Origin of the sequence: Saccharopolyspora gloriosae (assembly GCF_014203325.1) — a bacterium.
GTDB lineage: Bacteria > Actinomycetota > Actinomycetes > Mycobacteriales > Pseudonocardiaceae > Saccharopolyspora_C > Saccharopolyspora_C gloriosae.
On the sequence record NZ_JACHIV010000001.1, the window covers coordinates 3,471,749 to 3,490,058 of the forward strand.

Annotated in this window: 16 protein-coding genes; 9 read left to right on the forward strand and 7 right to left on the reverse strand. The window is 71.8% G+C overall.

Translation table 11 applies throughout. The annotated features are described in order from the left end of the window. Positions 1-163: 163 nt before the first annotated feature. Complete coding sequence (locus BJ969_RS15355; RefSeq protein ID WP_184479599.1) at positions 164-2,836, reverse strand: bifunctional acetate--CoA ligase family protein/GNAT family N-acetyltransferase; 2,673 nt, start codon at positions 2,834-2,836, stop codon at positions 164-166. Positions 2,837-2,942: 106 nt separating this feature from the next. Continuing rightward, on the reverse strand, positions 2,943-3,950 hold the full coding sequence (locus BJ969_RS15360) for an Acg family FMN-binding oxidoreductase (RefSeq protein ID WP_184479600.1): 1,008 nt from the start codon (positions 3,948-3,950) through the stop codon (positions 2,943-2,945). Positions 3,951-4,233: 283 nt separating this feature from the next. Here BJ969_RS15360 and BJ969_RS30830 point away from each other — a divergent pair, with 283 nt between their 5' ends. The 6 genes from BJ969_RS30830 to fdhF all read left to right on the forward strand — a co-directional run bounded on the left by BJ969_RS30830 (position 4,234) and on the right by fdhF (position 11,489). Further along, complete coding sequence (locus BJ969_RS30830) at positions 4,234-5,049, forward strand: universal stress protein (protein WP_343071425.1); 816 nt, start codon at positions 4,234-4,236, stop codon at positions 5,047-5,049. Positions 5,050-5,338: 289 nt separating this feature from the next. Further along, complete coding sequence (locus BJ969_RS15370; protein WP_184479601.1) at positions 5,339-5,746, forward strand: Hsp20/alpha crystallin family protein; 408 nt, start codon at positions 5,339-5,341, stop codon at positions 5,744-5,746. A 12-nt stretch (positions 5,747-5,758) separates the two neighbouring features. Then, the gene (locus tag BJ969_RS15375; protein WP_184479602.1) at positions 5,759-6,577 is read left to right on the forward strand and encodes a universal stress protein; all 819 of its coding nucleotides are present in this window, start codon (positions 5,759-5,761) and stop codon (positions 6,575-6,577) included. 252 nt (positions 6,578-6,829) lie between these two features. Next, entirely contained in the window at positions 6,830-7,096 is a 267-nt protein-coding gene (locus BJ969_RS15380; RefSeq protein ID WP_184479603.1) for a DUF3040 domain-containing protein, read from the forward strand. A gap of 56 nt (positions 7,097-7,152) precedes the next feature. Continuing rightward, positions 7,153-8,787, forward strand: coding sequence for an NADH-ubiquinone oxidoreductase-F iron-sulfur binding region domain-containing protein (locus BJ969_RS15385; RefSeq protein WP_246456840.1), 1,635 nt, complete (start codon positions 7,153-7,155; stop codon positions 8,785-8,787). Positions 8,788-8,792: 5 nt separating this feature from the next. Beyond that, positions 8,793-11,489 carry a formate dehydrogenase subunit alpha gene (gene fdhF / locus BJ969_RS15390; protein WP_184479605.1) on the forward strand — a complete coding sequence of 899 codons (2,697 nt, stop codon included), beginning with the start codon at positions 8,793-8,795 and terminating at the stop codon, positions 11,487-11,489. Between the two features lie 36 nt (positions 11,490-11,525). On the opposite strand, the gene BJ969_RS15395 is transcribed toward fdhF, so the two are convergent. From BJ969_RS15395 to BJ969_RS15405, 3 genes are all read right to left on the reverse strand, one after another. Then, on the reverse strand, positions 11,526-13,001 hold the full coding sequence (locus tag BJ969_RS15395; RefSeq protein ID WP_343071426.1) for a bifunctional aminoglycoside phosphotransferase/ATP-binding protein: 1,476 nt from the start codon (positions 12,999-13,001) through the stop codon (positions 11,526-11,528). Positions 13,002-13,296: 295 nt separating this feature from the next. Further along, the gene (locus BJ969_RS15400; protein WP_184479606.1) at positions 13,297-14,169 is read right to left on the reverse strand and encodes a universal stress protein; all 873 of its coding nucleotides are present in this window, start codon (positions 14,167-14,169) and stop codon (positions 13,297-13,299) included. Positions 14,170-14,309: 140 nt separating this feature from the next. Continuing rightward, on the reverse strand, positions 14,310-15,137 hold the full coding sequence (locus BJ969_RS15405) for a universal stress protein (RefSeq protein WP_184479607.1): 828 nt from the start codon (positions 15,135-15,137) through the stop codon (positions 14,310-14,312). Between the two features lie 175 nt (positions 15,138-15,312). Between BJ969_RS15405 and BJ969_RS15410 the strand changes: the two genes are divergently transcribed. Together BJ969_RS15410 and BJ969_RS15415 are read left to right on the forward strand one after the other, a co-directional pair. Further along, positions 15,313-15,969, forward strand: a complete 657-nt coding sequence (locus tag BJ969_RS15410; RefSeq protein ID WP_246456841.1) for a hypothetical protein — start codon at positions 15,313-15,315, stop codon at positions 15,967-15,969. 186 nt (positions 15,970-16,155) lie between these two features. After that, positions 16,156-16,413 (forward strand): SHOCT domain-containing protein, encoded by a 258-nt coding sequence (locus tag BJ969_RS15415; protein ID WP_246456842.1) that lies wholly within the window; start codon positions 16,156-16,158, stop codon positions 16,411-16,413. On the opposite strand, the gene BJ969_RS30610 is transcribed toward BJ969_RS15415, so the two are convergent. Next, positions 16,414-16,542: a hypothetical protein gene (locus tag BJ969_RS30610; protein ID WP_281398327.1), complete on the reverse strand. Its 129-nt coding sequence runs from the start codon at positions 16,540-16,542 to the stop codon at positions 16,414-16,416. On the opposite strand from BJ969_RS30610, the gene BJ969_RS15420 reads away from it, so the two are divergent. Next, positions 16,541-17,356, forward strand: a complete 816-nt coding sequence (locus tag BJ969_RS15420; protein ID WP_184479608.1) for a universal stress protein — start codon at positions 16,541-16,543, stop codon at positions 17,354-17,356. The two genes, BJ969_RS30610 and BJ969_RS15420, sit on opposite strands and share 2 nt — an antisense overlap. Before the next feature lie 38 nt (positions 17,357-17,394). Here the strand turns inward: BJ969_RS15420 and BJ969_RS15425 are convergent, their stop codons facing one another. Next, on the reverse strand, positions 17,395-18,144 hold the full coding sequence (locus BJ969_RS15425; RefSeq protein WP_184479609.1) for an HAD family hydrolase: 750 nt from the start codon (positions 18,142-18,144) through the stop codon (positions 17,395-17,397). Positions 18,145-18,310 lie beyond the last annotated feature (166 nt).

An 18,310-nucleotide genomic window follows, 5' to 3' on the forward strand; every position in this document is an offset into this window, starting at 1 on the left:
AGCGAGCCGCTGCTCGGCTCACGAGCGATGATCCACCGCTTGCGACGTGGGGAGGCGAGGCCGCCGCTCACGTCACGCCGCCCCGTGCACGACCTCGCCGCCGAGCACGGCTGACCCCGATCACGGGGCCTCCGTTCGCCGATCGAGCAACCGCGCCGAAGGATCACACGGCGAGCCGCCGCAGCAGTGGATCCTCCGCGACAGCACCACCTATGTTCATCCGGGCCTCCGGGAGGAGCAGCCTTCCCCCGCTGAACAAAACCGGATCCAGCTCCAGCTCCACCAGCTCAGGCACCTCCTCGGCGAACCGGCCGATTCGCACCAGCAGGTCCACCAGCGCGCTCCGGCCCGAAGCGGCGTCGGGCCCGGCCCCGAGCACCGCGGTCGCCACGGGGTCGCTCGCCAGGTCTGCCGCGTCTTGGTCGTTGAGCGGCACCAAGCGGTGACTGCGCGTCGGTGCCAGCCGGCCCGCGGCGCCCCCGAACCCGACACCGAGAACGGGGCCGAACGATTCGTCGTGCTTGGCGGTGACGGAGAGGGAGCGCTCCGAAGGGACGTGATCGCGCACGGAGACCCCGCGAAAATCCGCACCCACGGTGTTGCGCAGATCCCGCCACGCTCCGCGCAACTGGTCTGCGCCCTCGACGCCCCCGCGGCTGACCACTTCCGGGTCCGGCGCATCGGTCAGAGCCGTCACGACCACCGGTCCCGCCGCGGCGTTCACCGCCGCGAGGGCTTCCTGCTCGGTGGCGCACGTCGTCCGGTGCAGCAGCGGCACGCCCACCGGAGCCAGGCAGTCACGGATCTGCTCGAACGACAGCCAGCCGCCGCCCCTCCGGTAGGCCGAGACGGCGATCACTCGACGACGTGCCGCATCCGCGTCCGCGTCCGCGGGCACCTCGGCGGGTACCGCCGACCGCTCCCGCCAGCGCTGATAGCCCGCGAGCCCGCCAATCGCCGTCGCGGCCGAGGTGGGGCTGGCCAGGCTTGGCAACGACTCGCCGGAGCAGCGCAGGAACTCCACCGGCAGCGACCGGCCCGGCCGGACCAGGACAACCGGAGCCCGGTAGTCCGACGGGTAACTTGCGAGCGCGTCGGCCAGCGCCCCGGCCGGTTCCCCGAGAGCCGTCTCGATGACCGGTACCACCAGGGCGTCGACATCCGGATCGGCTCGGACCAGCGCGACGCACCGCGCGAACGCGGGAGCCTCGACGACGGCCGTGGTGTCGACGGGGTTGGCCACCGAACCGTACGAGGGCAGCAGCCCCGCCAGTTCGTCGCGGGTGGACGAGTGCAGCTCGGCGAAGTCCAGACCGGCACGGGCGCAGGCATCGGCCGTCAGCACTCCCAGCCCCCCGGCGTTCGTGACGACCGCGACCCGCCTCCCCCGCGGAATCCCTTGCGCGGCGTGCACCGCCAGCACCGCCAGCACGTCGTCGACGTCGTCCGCTCCGATGATCCCGGCCTGCAGCAGCAGCGCTTCCCGGAAGGCCTCGGGGGCAGTGGTGGACGAGCTGTGCACGGCCGCCGCGCGCCGCGCGACCGGGCTCGCCCCGCCACGCAGCAGCACGAGCGGTTTCGCCCGTCCGAGGTGTCTCGCGGACCAGGAGAACTTGCGGGGATTGCCGAACGATTCCAGGTACACGACGCCGATCCCGGTGCGCTCGTCCTGATCCCACCATTGGAGCAGGTCGTTGCCGCTCACGTCGTACTTGTCCCCTGCCGACACGAGCGTCGAGACGCCGAGGCCCAGCTGCCGCAGCCGGCTCAGCAGCACGATCCCGACACCACCGGACTGCGTGACGATCCCTACGTCACCCGGCGGAATTCCGTCCACTCCGAAGGTGGCGTCCAGGCGCACGTCCGGGTCCGAGTTGACCGCTCCGAAGCAGTTGGGGCCCAGCAGCCGCATCCCCCACCGGCGGACCGCGGAGACGAGTTCCCGCGCGTCCGCGCCGCCGAGCCCGGAGCTCACGACGAGCAGCGCGCGCACGCCACGCCGACCGCACTGCTCGGCGACCTCGGCGACCGAGCGGGCCGGTACGCACAGCACTGCCAGCTCAGGTGCCTCCGGGAGCCGCGCGAGGTCCGGGAAGGCCGCCACCCCCTCGATCTCGGCGGTGCGCGGATTGATCGGGAAGACGGTCCCCCGGTACCCGCCTGCGAGGAGGTTCCGCAGCACCGCGTTTCCCACCTTGCCGCGGGACGCGCTGGCCCCGACCACCGCGACCGATCGCGGCGCCAGCAGGTGTCGCAGGCTTTCCGCCGTAGCGGCGCGATCTCGTGCAGCACGGCGTTCCGAGTAAGAATCGTCCTGCCCCAGCTCGACGACGACGTGCGTCACTGATCCTTCGACGGTGTGCAGGCAGTGCAGTCCGCTGTCCAGGAAAACACGCAACATCGCGGCGTTCGTGGTGAGCACCTCCGCGATGAAGGTGCGCACACCCCGCCGCGACGCCGCGAACGCGAGGTGTTCCAACAGCAACGTCGCCACGCCTTTGGCGTGCACATCGTGCTCGACGACGAACGCGACTTCGGCATGCGCCGGGTCGTCCACGACTTCGAAGTGGCCGATTCCGATCAGCCTCCGCTGGCGGAAGACCCCCATCGCGACGACCTCGGCGTCCTCGGCCACCAACAGGTGGCGCAGCAACCGCTCGACGGTCTTCGGAGACGGGACGCCCAGGAACCGCGAGTGGAGGTCGCCTTGCGGCAACTCCGCGTGCAGCCGACGCACTTCCACGGCATCGCGTTCGGTCAGCGCCCTGAGTTCGACCACCTGGCCGTCCGCCAGGAGAGCGTGCAACCCGGCCTCCGCGGGCTCGAATCCGTTCATCGCCACCACTTCCAGCCGCCGTACCGCCGCGGCTGCTGCGCCTCCCCGCGATCATCCGTGCGGAGCGGAACGCGTCCGGCAGGTGGCGGAGCCACGCCCGTCCTGGTCATGGGGCGGGGGAGGACGTCCGCACGTCCACCACGTCCTCCGTCGAACGACGCGGACTCGGCGGGCCGGGCGTGCCGAACCCGATCCGCACCACCGCGTGCGGGTTCCACCCACCGCCGAGCAGGCCCGCCAGCTCCTGCCTGGTCTCGGACACCTCGATCACTTGAGATAGCGGCGAAGCGACCAGGCCGCCCGCAGTCGCGGTCAGCAGCATCCGCTGCAACGCCTCACCGGCGCGCACCTCCGCGCCGGGGCCCGAATCCTGCGAGGACACCACCGCCAGCAGCGGCTGCGTCTCGAAGTCGTGGCCCGGATCCCGCCGACGGGCGCGGCCCGCGGAGAAGTCCCGCACCACCCACCGGTCCTGCGGCTCCGGCGCGGGTCCGGCTGCGGCAGCGGGAACGCCCTCGGGATCTTCGAGGCCCCTGCCCGTCCACCGCTCCAGCTCTTCCCGGAACCGGCGGTCGGCCATCTGGACGCGGTGCGCGCGGTGGACGAGTCCCTCCAGCTGCCCCAACTCGCCTCGCCCTACCACGTGCAACCAGCAGCCTTCCTGCTGCACGGCCTGAATCATCTCGTGCCGCAGCTCGGCGGGCACCGGCCGTTCGCGGAACGGAGCACGGGCCGTGTGCCGCCGATCGATCATCCGGTAGAGCTGCTCGGACGCGGTGGAAGGCGAGCCACGCTGCCCGGCGCGGACCTCTGCCAGCAACGTCGGCCGATCGTCCCCATCCGGCGGGATCGTGACCACCGGGTGCACCTGTTCATGATCGAGCGCCAGCCGCAGGTTCAACAACGCCGCACCGCAGGCCAGCCGCAACTCCCTGTCGTCCGGATCGGCCGCCGGAAGCCTCCTGGTCACATCCGCGTGCACCTCGATCAGGCGGCGCCAAAGACGAAATTTCCAGGGTTGGCTGTTGTGCAGCGACGGAGCTTCAGCCGCGGCGTGCAGCACCGCCTCGCCCCGCTCCGCGGGCAGACCGAGTACGGTCGGGCACCCTTGCATTCGCTTTCCTCTCGCGACAGCACGCAATCTCGTCCGAGGTTCTCGCGCGCCGCTTCCGGATTCACCTGCCGAACGTCCTGAACCCACGATTTCCAGCCAAGTGGGCGGGTGGGGCACGGGCGGCGCGCGTTCGCGCACCGGATTCGAACGTTTCGAACGTCCTCGAAGGGCTTTCGCTCACTGCACCGGAGGCACCGTTGGGCCATCCTGGCGACGTCGTGCGAGAGGCCCCACGGGCGTCATCGACCAATCCACGTCGAGGTGAGAACGGGGGGCACCCGCCGTGTCGCAACCCGAGAACGAGATCGTGGCCGCCATCGACGGTTCCCGCCGGTCCGTCGAAGCGGCGCTGTGGGCCGCCGAGGAAGCCCAGCGCCACCGAGCGGGGCTGCGAATTCTGCTGATCAACGACGACCCGGCGAGGTTGGATTTCGCGGAGCAAGCCGTCCGCGAAGCCACCGCGGCCTGCCTGGACAAGGCTCCGGACGTGCAGGTCGCCGACGAGGTGCGCCCCGGTCATCCCGTCGAAGCGCTGCTGCGCGCCGAGGAAACCGCCCGGTTGCTCGTGCTGGGTTCACGCGGCCTCGGCGGTTTCGCCGACGCGCTCCTGGGTTCCGTCAGCACCGAGGTGGCCACCCGCGCGACCGGATCCGTGGTGGTCGTGCGCGGTGACGTCGAGCATTCCGGTGGGCCGGTCGTCGTCGGTCTGGACGACTCCCCGGGCATCGACAACGCACTGCACTTCGCCTTCGAGGCCGCAGCGGTTCGCGGGTGCGAGCTGCTGGCCGTGCAAGCTTGGAACGAGGCGGCGCTGCTCGCACCGCCGCTTCCTCCCGCCGAGCGCGACGAAGCGCAGCTGCGGATCGAACAGCGCGCGCACCAACGCCTCTCCGGCTGGACGAAGCGGTACCCCGGACTGCGTGCGCACGCGGTGGCCGTGCGCGCGCATCCCGTGCCCGCTCTCGTCGATGCCGCCGATGCCTCCCCGCTGCTGGTGGTCGGACATCGGGGCAGTGGCGGCTTCAGCGGGCTGCTGCTGGGATCGGTCGCCGCGGGCGTGCTGCATCACGCACGATGCCCGGTGGCCGTGATCCGGTGATCCCGGCCAATGATCGCGACCCCGAGCCACCGAACTGCTCCCCCGGGACTTGCGCACCTCCCGCCGCGGACTCTCCGAACGGGAGCCCGACAGCCGGTTCGGGAGGCATGGCCCTTGAACCAGCCGCCCCAGTGCTCGGCACGACCGGGACATCGGGGGACGTTCGCCCCTCCACGCGAAACCGGGTCTCCGGTCAGCCTGGTAGCAGCCTCGGTGTGATGCGCCCCCGGGGCACCGCGAAGCGCTCCCCGAGCGGGGAGGAGCCGCACTCGATGACGGAGGAGAAGCCATGACGCACCTCATGCCCAGTCGCGGAACGCCAGTCCCGGACCTGCTCGACTGGATCGAGGGCCAATGGCCGTTCGGCGATCGCCACCCGGTCAAGGTCGAAACCTTCCACGACGGCGACCAGCTGGTCGTGCGCTGCGAACTCCCGGGGATGGACCCCGAACGCGACATCCACATCACGGTCGAGGGCACGATATTGAAGATCAGTGCCGAGCGCACCCGCGAAGAGCGCGACGATCGGCACAGCGAGTTCCAGTACGGTTCCTTCGTCCGCAGCCTGAACATGCCGTCGAGCGCTGATCCGGACAACATCGAGGCCGACTACGAATCGGGCATTCTCACCGTTCGTATTCCGCAGCGGGAATCCGGCTCCAGCAAGGAGATACCGGTAGCCCGCCGAGAGCGGTAGGCCGCGACCGCGATGGGTGCCCGGAACCTGGTGATCGCCGCCGTGGACCGCTCGGACAGCGCGCGGCAGGCCGCCTTCTGGGCGGCGGAGGACGCGGCGCTGCGCGGGGCCGGGCTCCAGCTCGTCGGAGTCGCCGAGGCCGGGGCCGACGACGCGCACGAGCGTGCGACGCTCGACCACGTCGCCCAGCGGTGCCGCCAGCTGCACCCGGAAGCACTCCCGGATGTCCTGGTCGCGCACGGCAATCCGATCACCGAGCTCGTCCGCCTCTCGGCCGAGGCCGAGCTGGTCGTGCTGGGCGCTCACGGGCGGACGGCGAGCCGATGGGCGAGCGTGGGATCGGTCGCCACGCGCGTCGCCACCCACGCGTCCTGCCCGGCCGTGGTGGTTCGCGAACCGCGTTCGGCGAGCCCGGTCGTGGTCGGGGTCGACGGATCGCAGCGAGGACGGCGGGCGCTGGAGTTCGCCTTCACCGAGGCGCGGGCGCGCAACAGCGAGCTCGTCGCGGTGCGCGCCCGCGACCTCGCGACCGTGGAGCGGTTCCCCGTCGTGCCGCCACTGGACTTCGAGATCCAGGCCGAGCTGGATCGCGCGCGTCGAGAACTCGACGAGGCCCTTTCCGGAGTGGTCGGACGGTACCCGGAAGTGACGGTGCGCAACGAGGTGCGCTGCGGGCATCCGACCGCGGTGCTGCTGCACCTGGCCTCGCGGGCGCGGCTGCTCGTGGTCGCCCATCGCGGCGCCGGAGGTTTCGCCGGTCTGCTGCTCGGCTCGACCGCGGCGGGCGTGCTGCGCGACGCCCCCTGTCCGGTGGCGATCTTGCGCGGTTAGGAACGGGCCGTGCGACCCGCTCCGGCCGGGAAGGGGCGGACCTCGGCGGTGTCCCGAGCGCCTGGCCGGGCGCTCGGGCTTGGAGCTTTCGCCAGGCGAACGGTCGCCGCCCTCCGCGGAGCGCGGCAACCATCGCGCCGACCAGCAAACGACCGCGCACTACCACCCGCCTTTGGTCACTGGTGGGCCATCGGGTCGCTGAGGACACTGCAAGCAGGATCGGTTCTACGCCATAGGCCGCTGGAGCACGCGATGATGGGCAGGGACGAACGCCGCCGCCTGGACGAGATCGGACAGCACCTCTCCGAGGACGACCCCGATTTCGCCCGCAAGCTGACCAAACCACGTCCGCTGTGGAACCTGCTGCACCGGTGGCCTGTCCGAATGTGGTTGGCGGCGGCGCTTTTCCTGCTCGCCTCCGTATGCCTGGTCACCGGGGACATGGTGTCGATGCTGGTGGCCGCCGCCGCCGGGACCGCGATCGTCATGCTGCGGAACTGGAGCTTCGACGCGCGTTGAGCGATGGCCACGATTCACCGGTGGCGGCCAACGCCAGGATCGAACAGGGGGCCAGATTGACACCAGACGCGTTCGTGTCCTGGCAGCGGCGCTTCGGCGCCGCGGGAATCGGCGCCCTCGACCGGATCCGCGCCCTGCACGAACGCCGCGGGACCATCGGACGGCGAGAACGGCAGGAGATCGCCGTCGAGCTCAGGTGGCCGGTGGCCGCTGCAACCGGGTCCACGTCGTTCTACGCGGACCTCCGCGGTGAGGTCCGGCGGCGGCACGTGCAGGTGTGCACGGGCACGTCGTGCTTCGTATCCGCCGGAGGCCGTCCGGTCGCACAGGCGGAGTCCGCGCTCGAGAATGCGGGACCGGCCCGCGCGATCTCGTCGGCTTGCGCGCATTGCCTGGGCTTCTGCTACGCGGCCCCCGCCGTCCTCGACGGCGCCACTCCCCTGGCGGGTTCCGGGGTCTACGAACAACTCGTCGCGGACGCTCCGAACCCCGCGCCCACCATGCCGTTCCGCAGCGAATGCGAGCCGGTGGTGCTGTCCGGCCTGCTCGGCGCCGAACCCGCGTGGCAGGTCTGGCCGGAAGCTCTCGCCGCCGGATCCGGCGCGGTGCTCGGCGAGGTCGATTCCTCGGGTCTGCGCGGCCGGGGCGGGGCGGCGTTCCCGGTGGCGGCGAAGTGGCGAGCGGCGCGGAACGGGCGTGCACCCCGGTACGTCGTCGCGAACGGCGACGAGGGGGACCCGGGATCATTCTGCGATCGGCTGCTCATGGAAGGCGATCCGCACCGCGTGCTCGAGGGCCTCGCGCTCGCCGGGATCGCGGTGGGAGCCCGGCGCGGTTTCGTCTTCGTGCGCTCGGAATACCCGGATGCGGTGCGAACTCTTGGGGAAGCGGTCGCCGAGGCGCGCGCCGCGGGACATCTCGGCTCCCGCGTGCACGGCTCCGCGGTGGATTTCGACATCGAGATCGTCCGTGGCGCGGGGTCGTACGTCGCGGGTGAAGAGACGGCGCTGCTGCGGGCGCTGCAGGGCTTGCGCGGCGCGGTGGTGCCCCGCCCGCCCTATCCGAGCGAACGCGGCGTGCGGCACCGGCCGACCGCGGTCAACAACGTGGAAACGCTGGCGGCGGTGCCCTGGATCCTGCGGCACGGGGCCGCTGCCTACGCGCGCCTGGGCACCGACCTGGAACCGGGCACGAAGCTGGTCTGCTTCAGCGAACGCTTCCGCTCGCCCGGCGTGTGCGAGGTGGAGTTCGGCGTGCCGCTGCGCCACCTCGTCGACCGCCTCGGCGGGGGCTTGCGTGCCGGTCACCGGCTGCGAGCCGTGCAAGTGGGCGGGCCGCTGGGGGGTTTCCTCGCACCGCACGAGCTGGATGTGCCGTTCACCGCGCACGCTCTCGACGGTGCGGGGGTCGCGCTGGGCCACGGCAGTCTCGTGGCGATCGACGACGCGGTGCGGGCTCGGGACCTGCTCCAGCACGTGTGGTCGTTCGCCGCCGCGGAGAGCTGCGGAGCCTGCGCTCCCTGCCGGATCGGGACCCGGCAGGGCAGCGATCTGACCGCCGCGGGTGACGTCGAAGCGCAGCAGCGCGTGCTGGAGGTGATGGCGCGGGCGAGCTTGTGCGGCTTCGGCCGCGGAGTCCCCGGTGCGGTGCGCAGCCTGCTGCGGGTCTACCACGAGGAGCTGGGGGGCTGATTCGGATGACGCGGGTGTGGATCGACGGTGCCGCGGCCGTCGAAGTGCCGGACGGTTCGACCGTGCTGGAGACGGTGCGCGCCTCCGGCATCGAGGTTCCCGCGCTGTGCCGGGACGAACGGCTCACCCCGCAGGGCTCGTGCCGCGTGTGCCTGGTGCGCGCGGCGGGCGGGATCGTGGCCGCGTGCACCACACCGGTCTCCGACGGGATGCGCATCGACACCCGCGCACCCGAATCCCGCGATGCGGCACGGGCCGCTCTGGAGCTGATCCTGTCCGAGCTGCCCCCGCGCTCGCTGGAAGTCCCCGCCGAACGCAGCGAGCTCGTCCGGACCTGCCTGCACTTCGGCATCACCGGAACGACCTTTCCCCCCACGCCCCACGAGCGGGGGCTCGATCATTCCCATCCCTACGTCAAGCTCGACCGCGATCTGTGCATCGCCTGCGGGCGGTGCGTGGCGATGTGCTCAGAGGTCCAGGGGACCTTCGCCCTGGAGCTCGCGGGACGCGGGTTCGACACCGCGGTCTCCGCCGGGGACGGCGGACCGTGGGCGGAGTCCCCGTGCGTGGGCTGCGGTGGTTGCGTGGACACCTGCCCGACCGGAGCACTGTCCGAACCCGGCCTGCTCGACCACCGGCCGATCTCCCGCACCACCACGACCACGTGCGGCTACTGCGGCGTGGGGTGCACCCTCGACGTCCACGTCCGCGACGAGGGGATCGCCGCCGTCACACCGCACCGCACGGCACCGGTGAACCGCGGGCACGCCTGTGTGAAGGGGCGCTTCGCGCACGGCTTCACCGACGCCGCCGACCGGCTCACCGAGCCGTTGGTCCGCCGTCACGGGCGGCTCGAACGAGCGACGTGGGCGGAGGCGCTGGACCTCATCTCTCACCGGAACGCCCGGATCCGCGAGCGGCACGGCCCGGACGCGTTCGCACTGATCTCCTCCGCTCGCGCCACGAACGAGGAGAACTACCTCGCGCAGAAGTTCGCCCGCGCCGCACTGGGGACCAACAGCGTCGACAACTGCTCGCGGCTGTGCCACGCGCCCTCCGCGGCCGGGCTCACCGCCGCGTTCGGCCTCGCCGGTGGCACGAACTCGCTCGACGATCTCGACCGGGCCGACTGCATCCTGCTGGCCGGGGCCAACCCGACCGAGGCGCACCCGGTCGTCGGCGCCCGCATCAAGCAACGGGTGCTGCACGGCGCGCGTCTGGTGGTCGTCGACCCACGGCGCACCGAGCTCGCCGGTCTCGCGGACGTCCACGTGCGCTGCAAACCGGGGTCGAACGTCGCGGTGTTCCACGCGCTCGCGCACGTGCTGCTACGAGAGGGCCTCGTGGACGAGGAGTTCCTGCGCGAGCGCGCCTCGGGGCGGGCGGAGCTGGCGGCGCTGCTGCACGACTACGCGCCCGACCTCGTCAGCGCGGTCTGCGATGTCCCGGCGCGCGAACTCCTGTCCGCGGCGCGGCTCTTCGGGCACTCGCGGCGCCCGGCGATCGTCTACGGGCTGGGGGTGACCGAGCACGCCCACGGGACCGACGGCGTCCGCGCCCTCGCGAACCTGGCGATCCTGCGCGGCTCGGTCGGCGAGCCTGGGTGCTGCGGCATCCTGCCGCTGCGGGGGCAGAACAACGTGCAGGGCGCTTCGGACATGGGAGCACTGCCTGACCTGCTGCCCGGCTACCAGGCCGTCGCCGACCCTGCGGTGCGCGATCGAACCGCACGGATCTGGCGGCATCCGGTGCCCGCCGAGCCCGGCCGGCGCATCCCCCAGATGTTCGACGCGGCGATCTCCGGCCGGCTGCGCGCGCTGCACGTCATCGGCGAAGACATCTGCCAGAGCGATCCGGACACCGCTCACGTCCGAGAGGCGCTGCGCTCGTGCGAATTCGTCGTCTGCCACGACCTGTTCTTGTCGCGGACTGCGCAGCACGCCGACGTCGTGCTGCCCGCGGCCTCCTTCCTGGAGAAGGAGGGCACCTTCGTGAACTTCGACCGCCGTTTCCAACGCGTCCGGCCCGCGCTGAACCCGCCGGGGGAGGCGATCGACGACTTCCAGATCCTGCACCGGATCGCGGGCGCGCTCGGCACCGACCTCGGTTGTCCCACGCCTTCGGCCGCGCTGGACGAGTGCGCCTCGATCGCCCCGCTGTTCGCGGGCGTCTCGCACGAACGGCTCGACCGCGAGGGCCCGCTGCACTGGCCGTGCCGCGCCCCCGGCGAACCCGGTGAGCCGATGTTGTACCTCGACGGATTCGCCACCCGGTCCGGTCGTGCGGAACTCGCCGCGGTGCCGTACCGCCCGCCCGGCGACGCGACCGACGACGAGTACCCGATGACACTCGTGACAGGCCGCCGCCTGGAGCACTACAACACCGGTTCGATGACCCGGCGCACGCCGGACCTGCGGTTGCTGCCCGAGGAAACGCTCGACGTGCACCCAGAAGACGCCGCACGCCTCGGCCTCTCCGACGGCGCGGCCGTCCGCGTCACGAGCCGGTGGGGCGCGGCGGTGCTGAGCGCGCGCACCACCCGCGCCGTCCGCCCGGGCGAGGTCTTCGCCGCGTTCCACTTCCCCGAGGCGGAGATCAACGCCCTGACCTCGTCCCACACGGACGACGTCACCGGATGTCCGGAGTTCAAGGTGACCGCCGTCGACCTCCGCCCCGCCGCGCGACCGGACCAGCAACGCTGAACGCGTCCCGGGCTTCGGCCTCCGCGGGCCCAGGGCTCATCCCGGCTCGGTGAAGGCCCTCCGCGCCGCGGCGATCGCCTCCTGCGGCGAACCGGAGGTGTCGACGGGCAGGGACTCGGGCCACTCTTCGAACTCGGCGGCCATCCGCGCGGCGATGTCCGGGGTCGCGTCCGAGAGGTCGCCCGTCCGGTCCGCGATCCGTCCGGCGGTCACGTATCCGGGGGCCGTGCAGCGCAGCTCGACCGATGCGCATCGGGCCAGCTGGACGAGGTCCCGGGCCCGAGCCCGTTCGTCCGCCTTGCTCCAGCTGGCGTCGAGCACGACGCTCTCGCCGTGCTCCAGCAGCGTCCGCGCCCTCGCGAGCAGCTCTGAGTAGGTCCCGTGCACGTGCTCCGCCGCGTACAGCCCGCGCCCGTACCCGGCGTGCGCGGGCTCGCCCCGCCCGGCCGCGAGTTCGCGGCGCACCCGGTCGGTGCTGAGCAGCACCGCCCCCAGCCGGTCCGCGAGCGAACCCGACACCGTCGACTTGCCGGTCCCCGGCAAGCCTCCCACCAGCACCAGGCGCACTTGTCCGGCCCGTAGGTGCGCGCGGGTCATGTCCGCCAGCAGGCGAGCCTCATCAGCCGCTCCCGCCGCCCCCTGGGCGTGCTGCAGGCAGGCGACCTTCGCACGGACGAAGGCCCGGTACGCGAGGTAGTGATGGGCCAGCGAGTCCGCGGCCTCCGCTCCGGAGAACTCGCGGTACCAGCGCAGAAACCGCCTCCCGAGGTCCGCCGCCCCGAGGCGTTCGAGATCCATCGCCAGGAACGCCGCGTCGTCGAGTCCGTCGACGTGCCGCAGCTCGTCGTCGAACTCCAGGCAGTCGAGCAGCCGCGGCCCGTCGTCCAAGCAGAAGATGTCGTCGGCGACCAGATCGCCGTGCCCGTCCACCACGCATCCGCGGCGGGCGCGCTCCTCCAGCAGCGGGCCCCGGCCGTCGACGTACTCCAGCGCCAGCCGGGCGATCTCCTCGAATTCCTCGGAGTCCAGGACATCTCCGACGAACGGTTCCACCCCCGCGACGTTGTCGCTCCACCGCCCGCGCAGCGCGGGCGCCCTTCCCGCCGCCGCGATGTCCGCCCCCGTCCGCGCGGTGCTGTGGAACGACGCCAGCACCCGGGCGATCCGTTCGAGCTCTACGAGCGGAGCTCCACGCTGCCGGACCACCGTGGACAATCTGCGTTCAGCGGGCATCCGCCGCATCACCACGATCCAGTCGCAGGTGCGGCCGTTCCCGTCCAGAGCCTGCGCCACGTCGAGGTAGACGTCCGGCGCCAGCCTGCGGTTCAAGTCCACCTCACGACGGCAGGCCCGTTCCCTGGCACCGGTCGTGCTGAAGTCCAGGAAGCCGAAGTCGACCGGCTTCTTGACCTTGTACGCGCGGTCCCCGGTGAACAGCAGCACCGCGGTGTGGCTCTCGGCGACCGCCGCAGGCAGGCGTTCTCCGACCGAATTTTCGTCCGCCTCCTCCACCGCTCCCCCCTCGCATCTCCGACGACCCGACCGCGGACGCTCCCGGCACGCCCGTCCACCGTGCAGGCTCCCGGTTCGCCTCGGGCACGGGCAGGGCCAGAGGGCCTTACGCGCTCAGCGCGCCGCGACGACCGGACACGGGAACGTGGCAAGCGTTGCTGCGCGACGGAACCCGCTGTGCGCTCAGGAATTCTCAGGACTGCGCCACATACCGGGGAGGTCGGCGTCGGTCGCCACGGTGGGCGAAGCACGGGCGTCGTGGTCCGCGAACACCGTGGATCGGCACGGACGCACCTCACCGCGCGATCACCACCGGGCACGGTGAGTGCTGCACCAGCTGTTGGCTCGTGGACCCCAGCACCAGCCCGGTGAAACCTCCCCTCCCACGGGCTCCGACCACGACGAGCTGCGCCTGCTCCGCATGCGTGAGCAAGGCCCGCGCGGGTTTGTTCAGCGGTGCGAAGCGCTGCACCACGACGTCGGGGCGTTCCTCCGACCAGCCCGCCAGCACCTCCGTCAGGAGGCGTTCCTCATCGGACTGGACCGCGGCCCACCCCTCGTCGATCCGGTTCCGCAAGCGCGCCTCATCCCACGCCAGGGAGTGCCAGGCGTGGACGGCGCGCAAGGGCACCTCCCGTGCGGCGGCGAGCTCGAAGGCGTAGCCGAGAGCGGCGGCATCATGCGCGGAACCGCTGACGCCGACGACGACCGGCTCGGTCTGGTCCGGCTCGTGCTCGCCGCGGACCACCGCGACCGGGCAGCGGGCATGTGCGGCCACGGCGATCGCCACCGAACCGATCAGCAGCCCGGTGAACCCTCCGAGCCCCCGGCTGCCCAGCACCACCACATCCGCTCGCCGGGACTGCTCGACGAGCCCGCTCGCCGGAGCCTCCATGCGGAACTCGGTTTCCACGACTACGTCCGGTGCGACTTCGCCCACCTGCTCCTTCGCGAGCCGCAGCGATTCCTCTGCTTCCTCGCGGACGCTCTCCAGGAGCGTCTGCCGCGGTGGCACGACCGGCATGTCCGGCACGACGACGAGCGACTTCACGTCGCAGTGCAGCAGGTGCAGCTGCGCCGACCGCCGCCGTGCCTCCCGCGCCGCCCACCGAGCGGCGCGGAGAGCCGACGACGATCCATCGATCCCGACGACCACCGTCCGCGCCATCGCACTGCACCTCCACCGCGTCGATCGCCGGTCCCGGCTACCCCGCGCACGGCACCCGATTACACGCACCGCGTCGCCCGGACCGACAGAGCCGAGAGTCCCGGGGAGGTGTTCGGGCACCGCGCGCCGGACCGAGTCGCTCAGGTCCGTGCGCGCACCACCATCACCGGGCAGGCGGCGTGGTGCAGCAATGCCTGGCTGGTCGAACCGAGCAAGAGACCGCGGAAGCCTCCGCGACCTCGACTGCCCACCACGACCACGCTGGCCCGCCGCGCCTGCGCCAGCAGCACTTCCCTCGGGTCGCCGCGCTCTTCGACCCAGTGGAGGTCCACCTCGGGGTGGCGCCGCCGCCATTCAGCGACGTGCTCGCCAGCACCACCGGCGCCGCCGGACGTCCGGTGGCGCTCCTCCACAGCATGTGCCGCCACCAGCGGAAGCCCCGTGCGGGAGGCGCGCTCGAAGGCCGCCGCGAGCGCCACGTCCGCAGCCGCACCCCCGTCGACGCCCACCACCACCGGACCGGTCGCATCCGGATCACCGCGCACCACCACGACCGGACTGCGGGCGCGGGCCGACACGCTCGTGGCCACGGAGCCCAAGAGCATCTCGGGAAAACCGCTGAAGTCCCCCTGCCCCAACACGACCTCGTCCGCCTGCTCCGAGAGGTCCACCAGGGCCAGCGCCGGTGGCTGGTTGGTGACCGCCGTCGTGATCGGGATGTCCGGAGCCGCCGCCCGCACCACGTCGGCAGCCGCGTCGAGGCGCTCGCGGGCGTTGCTGTCGATCCCTTCGTAGTAGCACTGCATCGGATACGCACCGGGCAGCACCGGGGCGACGCCTCCCAGCGCGAAAACCAGGTGCACCGGCAGGTTCCGCCCGCGCCCGTCGACGGCCGCCCACCCCGCGGCGAGCTCGGCGGACCGGGAACCGTCGATCCCGACCACCACCGACCTTCTGATGTCATTCATGCGATCTCCTCCCCCCGGCTGGAACACCGGCCGCTGTGACCGGCGCGGGCTCCGATACTCCAGCGTGGCCGGGGAATCCGGAGCCTGCCAGGAGAGCCCAACGCCTCTGCCGCATTCGCGAGTGCCGGTGCAGCCTGGTCCCGGCGATGGAAGGACGAACCGCAGGTGGTGCGACATGGAGGGACGCGAGCACGATGTCCGCGAGGGCGAGACGACGCGGTGGGCGATGACGGCATCGGGCCACCCGCAGGAAGAGCCACCCGGCATCGACGACTTCATGGACAGCCCTGATTTCGCGATGACGGAGCACCTTCCGGTGCGCTGCCCGCCTCGTGCGTCCTACGCGGCGCTGCGACATTTGGACCTGCTCACGGTGCGGTCCCCCGTGATCGACGCGGCGATGCTCGTGCGGGGCTGGCCGGCCAGGTTGCGCCGACACATGCCTGCGCGAACCCGAACCCGGTTGACCTTCGACGACCTCGTGGCCGAGGGAAACTGGGTCCGGCTCTCCGAAAAGCCGGATCACGAACTCGTCCTAGGGGCCGCGGGCAGGTTCTGGACGCCGGTCCCCAGCCTCGAATCGCTCGGTCCCGGCGAATTCGAACGCTACGACCGCCCCCGCCACGGCCGTATCGCGATGTCGTTGTCCGCTCGGGCCTACGGTCGCGGCAGCCTGCTCAGCTACGACGTGCGCGTCTCCCTCGACGACGCGCTCTCGCTGCGGACCTTCGGCTGGTACTGGTGGACCGCTGGCCCCTTCATTCGCCTGATCATGCGCGCCACGCTGCGTCGAGCCGCGGCCGACGCGCTGACCGGCGAGGACGAGTCCTAGCGCGGATGCCCCGTCGAGCACGCTCGTCGCGAGCACCGGAGACGAGGCGCTGTCCGGGTGACGGACGCGATGGGGCGCTTCCCGGCCTGGCCGCACGGTGTGTGCGGGCCAAGGTCCCTAGCCGGTCGGGTCGCACGTCGCCGACGATGGAACGGCAAGCATCCGGTTAAGGAGCTGTCGGCGATGATGTACGGCTATGGGCCCGGACTCTGCTGGATGTTCGTGCTGCCCATCATCTGGCTCATGTTCCTCGCGTTCCTCGGGCTGATCGTCTGGGCCGTGGTTCGCCTGACCCGTGAGTGGCGTCCTCGGCACGACAACGGCGCCGCGCACCAGGAAACCGCCGAAGAAATCCTCGATCGCAGGTATGCCCGCGGGGAGATCGACGCGGAGGAGTACCGGCAAGCACGGGCGAACCTGACCGAGCATCGGGGAAAAGAATGATCAGAGCGCGCAGCCCTCGGCCGCCACCCTGCCGATGGCCCGTTCCGGCCGCGCCAGGGCCTCGGTGGTCCGCTGCTCGTTCCACGCTCTGGGCATCATGATCAGCCACGTCGGGGGGAGAGAGAACATGGCACAACCTGAGCACGCGGTCGTGGCCGGAGTCGACGGCTCCGGCCATTCCGCCGAAGCCGCGGCCTGGGCGACGCGGGAAGCCCGGCGTCGTGGCGCCCGCCTGCACCTGGTGCTGGTCAACGACGACCCGAATCGCTCGGCTTTCGCGGGCAAGAGCGTGCACGCGGTCGCCGAACAGTGCCGCGCCCAAGAGCCCGAAGTCGAGGTGAGCGAGGAGGTCCGCACCGGGCATCCGATCGAACAGCTGCTTCGCTGCGAGGAGACCGCCCAGTTGATGGTGCTGGGATCGCGCGGACTCGGTGGTTTCGCCGACGCGCTGCTGGGCTCGGTCAGTTCGGAGGTCGCCACCCACGCGGCAGGGCCGGTCGTGGTCGTGCGCGGGGGCGGGGGCGATCTCGGGGGGCCGGTCGTCGTCGGGGTGGACGACGCGGCGAATGCTCACGCGGTGCTGCGCTTCGCGTTCGACGCGGCGGCCTCCCGCGGGGTCGATGTGCTCGCTGTGCAGGCCTGGCACGAGCAGGGGCTGCTCGCGCCGCCCCTGCCACCACCCGATCAGGACGAAGTGCAGACTCGCATCGAGAACTCCCTCAACGCCCAGCTCGCGGAATGGCGCGACCGCTACCCGGGGCTCCACGCGCGCACCCGCGCCGTGCGCGGCCATCCGGTCCCGGCCCTCGTCGACGCGGCCGGTGAGTCCCCGCTGCTGGTGGTGGGCCACCGCGGCACCGGTGGGTTCAACGGGTTGTTCCTCGGCTCGGTGGCCGTCGGAGTGCTGCACCACGCGAGATGCCCGGTCGCCGTGGTGCGGTGAGCACCGGAGCAGGATCCGCACGTCGCTCATCCATCACGTCAGGGGCGACCTGACGTCGTCACCGAGATCTCCCGCAGCGAACGGATCACGACCTCCGCGCCCACGTCCCGCAGGTCGTGGGATGCGGCGACGCGGGCCACCCCGATCACGAGGCCGAAGCCGCCCGCTCGGGCAGCCCGGACACCGGCCGAGGAGTCCTCGATCACCGCCGAGCGCGACGGGCGGCAGCCGCACCTACGGGCGGCCTCAATGAACGTCGCCGGATCCGGTTTTCCCGGCAGACCGAGTTCGTCGGTCACCACTCCGTCGACGACGACGTCGACCAGCCCGGCGAGACCGGCGCGCTCAAGCACGAGCGCGCAGTTGCGGCTGGCCGACACGACGGCGACGCGCACGTGCGCCTCCCGCAGGGAGACGAGCAGGCCGATCGCACCATCGAACACCCGCACCCCGCCGGTGGCGAGAGCGTCGCGGAAGTAGCGGTCTTTGCGCTTTCCCAACCCCACCGCCGTTTCCGCGTCCGACGGGTCCGACGGCGCACCCCTCGGGAGTTCGATTCGCCGTGAACGCAGGAAGTCGAGCACGCCGTCGGCGCGCGGTTTGCCATCGACGTGGTCCAGGTAGTCCGCCGTCGTGAACGGCTCGTGGTGGCCGGCCCTCGCCGTCAGGTAGTGGTCGAACAGCCGCTTCCAGGCCGCGCAGTGCACTGAAGCCGTGTCCGTCAGCACGCCGTCGAGGTCGAACAGGACCGCGTCGTACCGCTGCGGACGGACGGTGATCGCGGTCATCGGTCCTCCCGAGACGGGCCCATCGCCGACTGGCGGGCGATTCGATCTCGCCCAGCCTTGGATCTGCTCAGCACCTCGGCTCCACGTGCCGCGTCCAAAACTCCCGGCGGCCCACGCGACCGCTTCGTTCCGGCCGCTGGTGGTCGAAGCCGGTCAGCGCGCACGA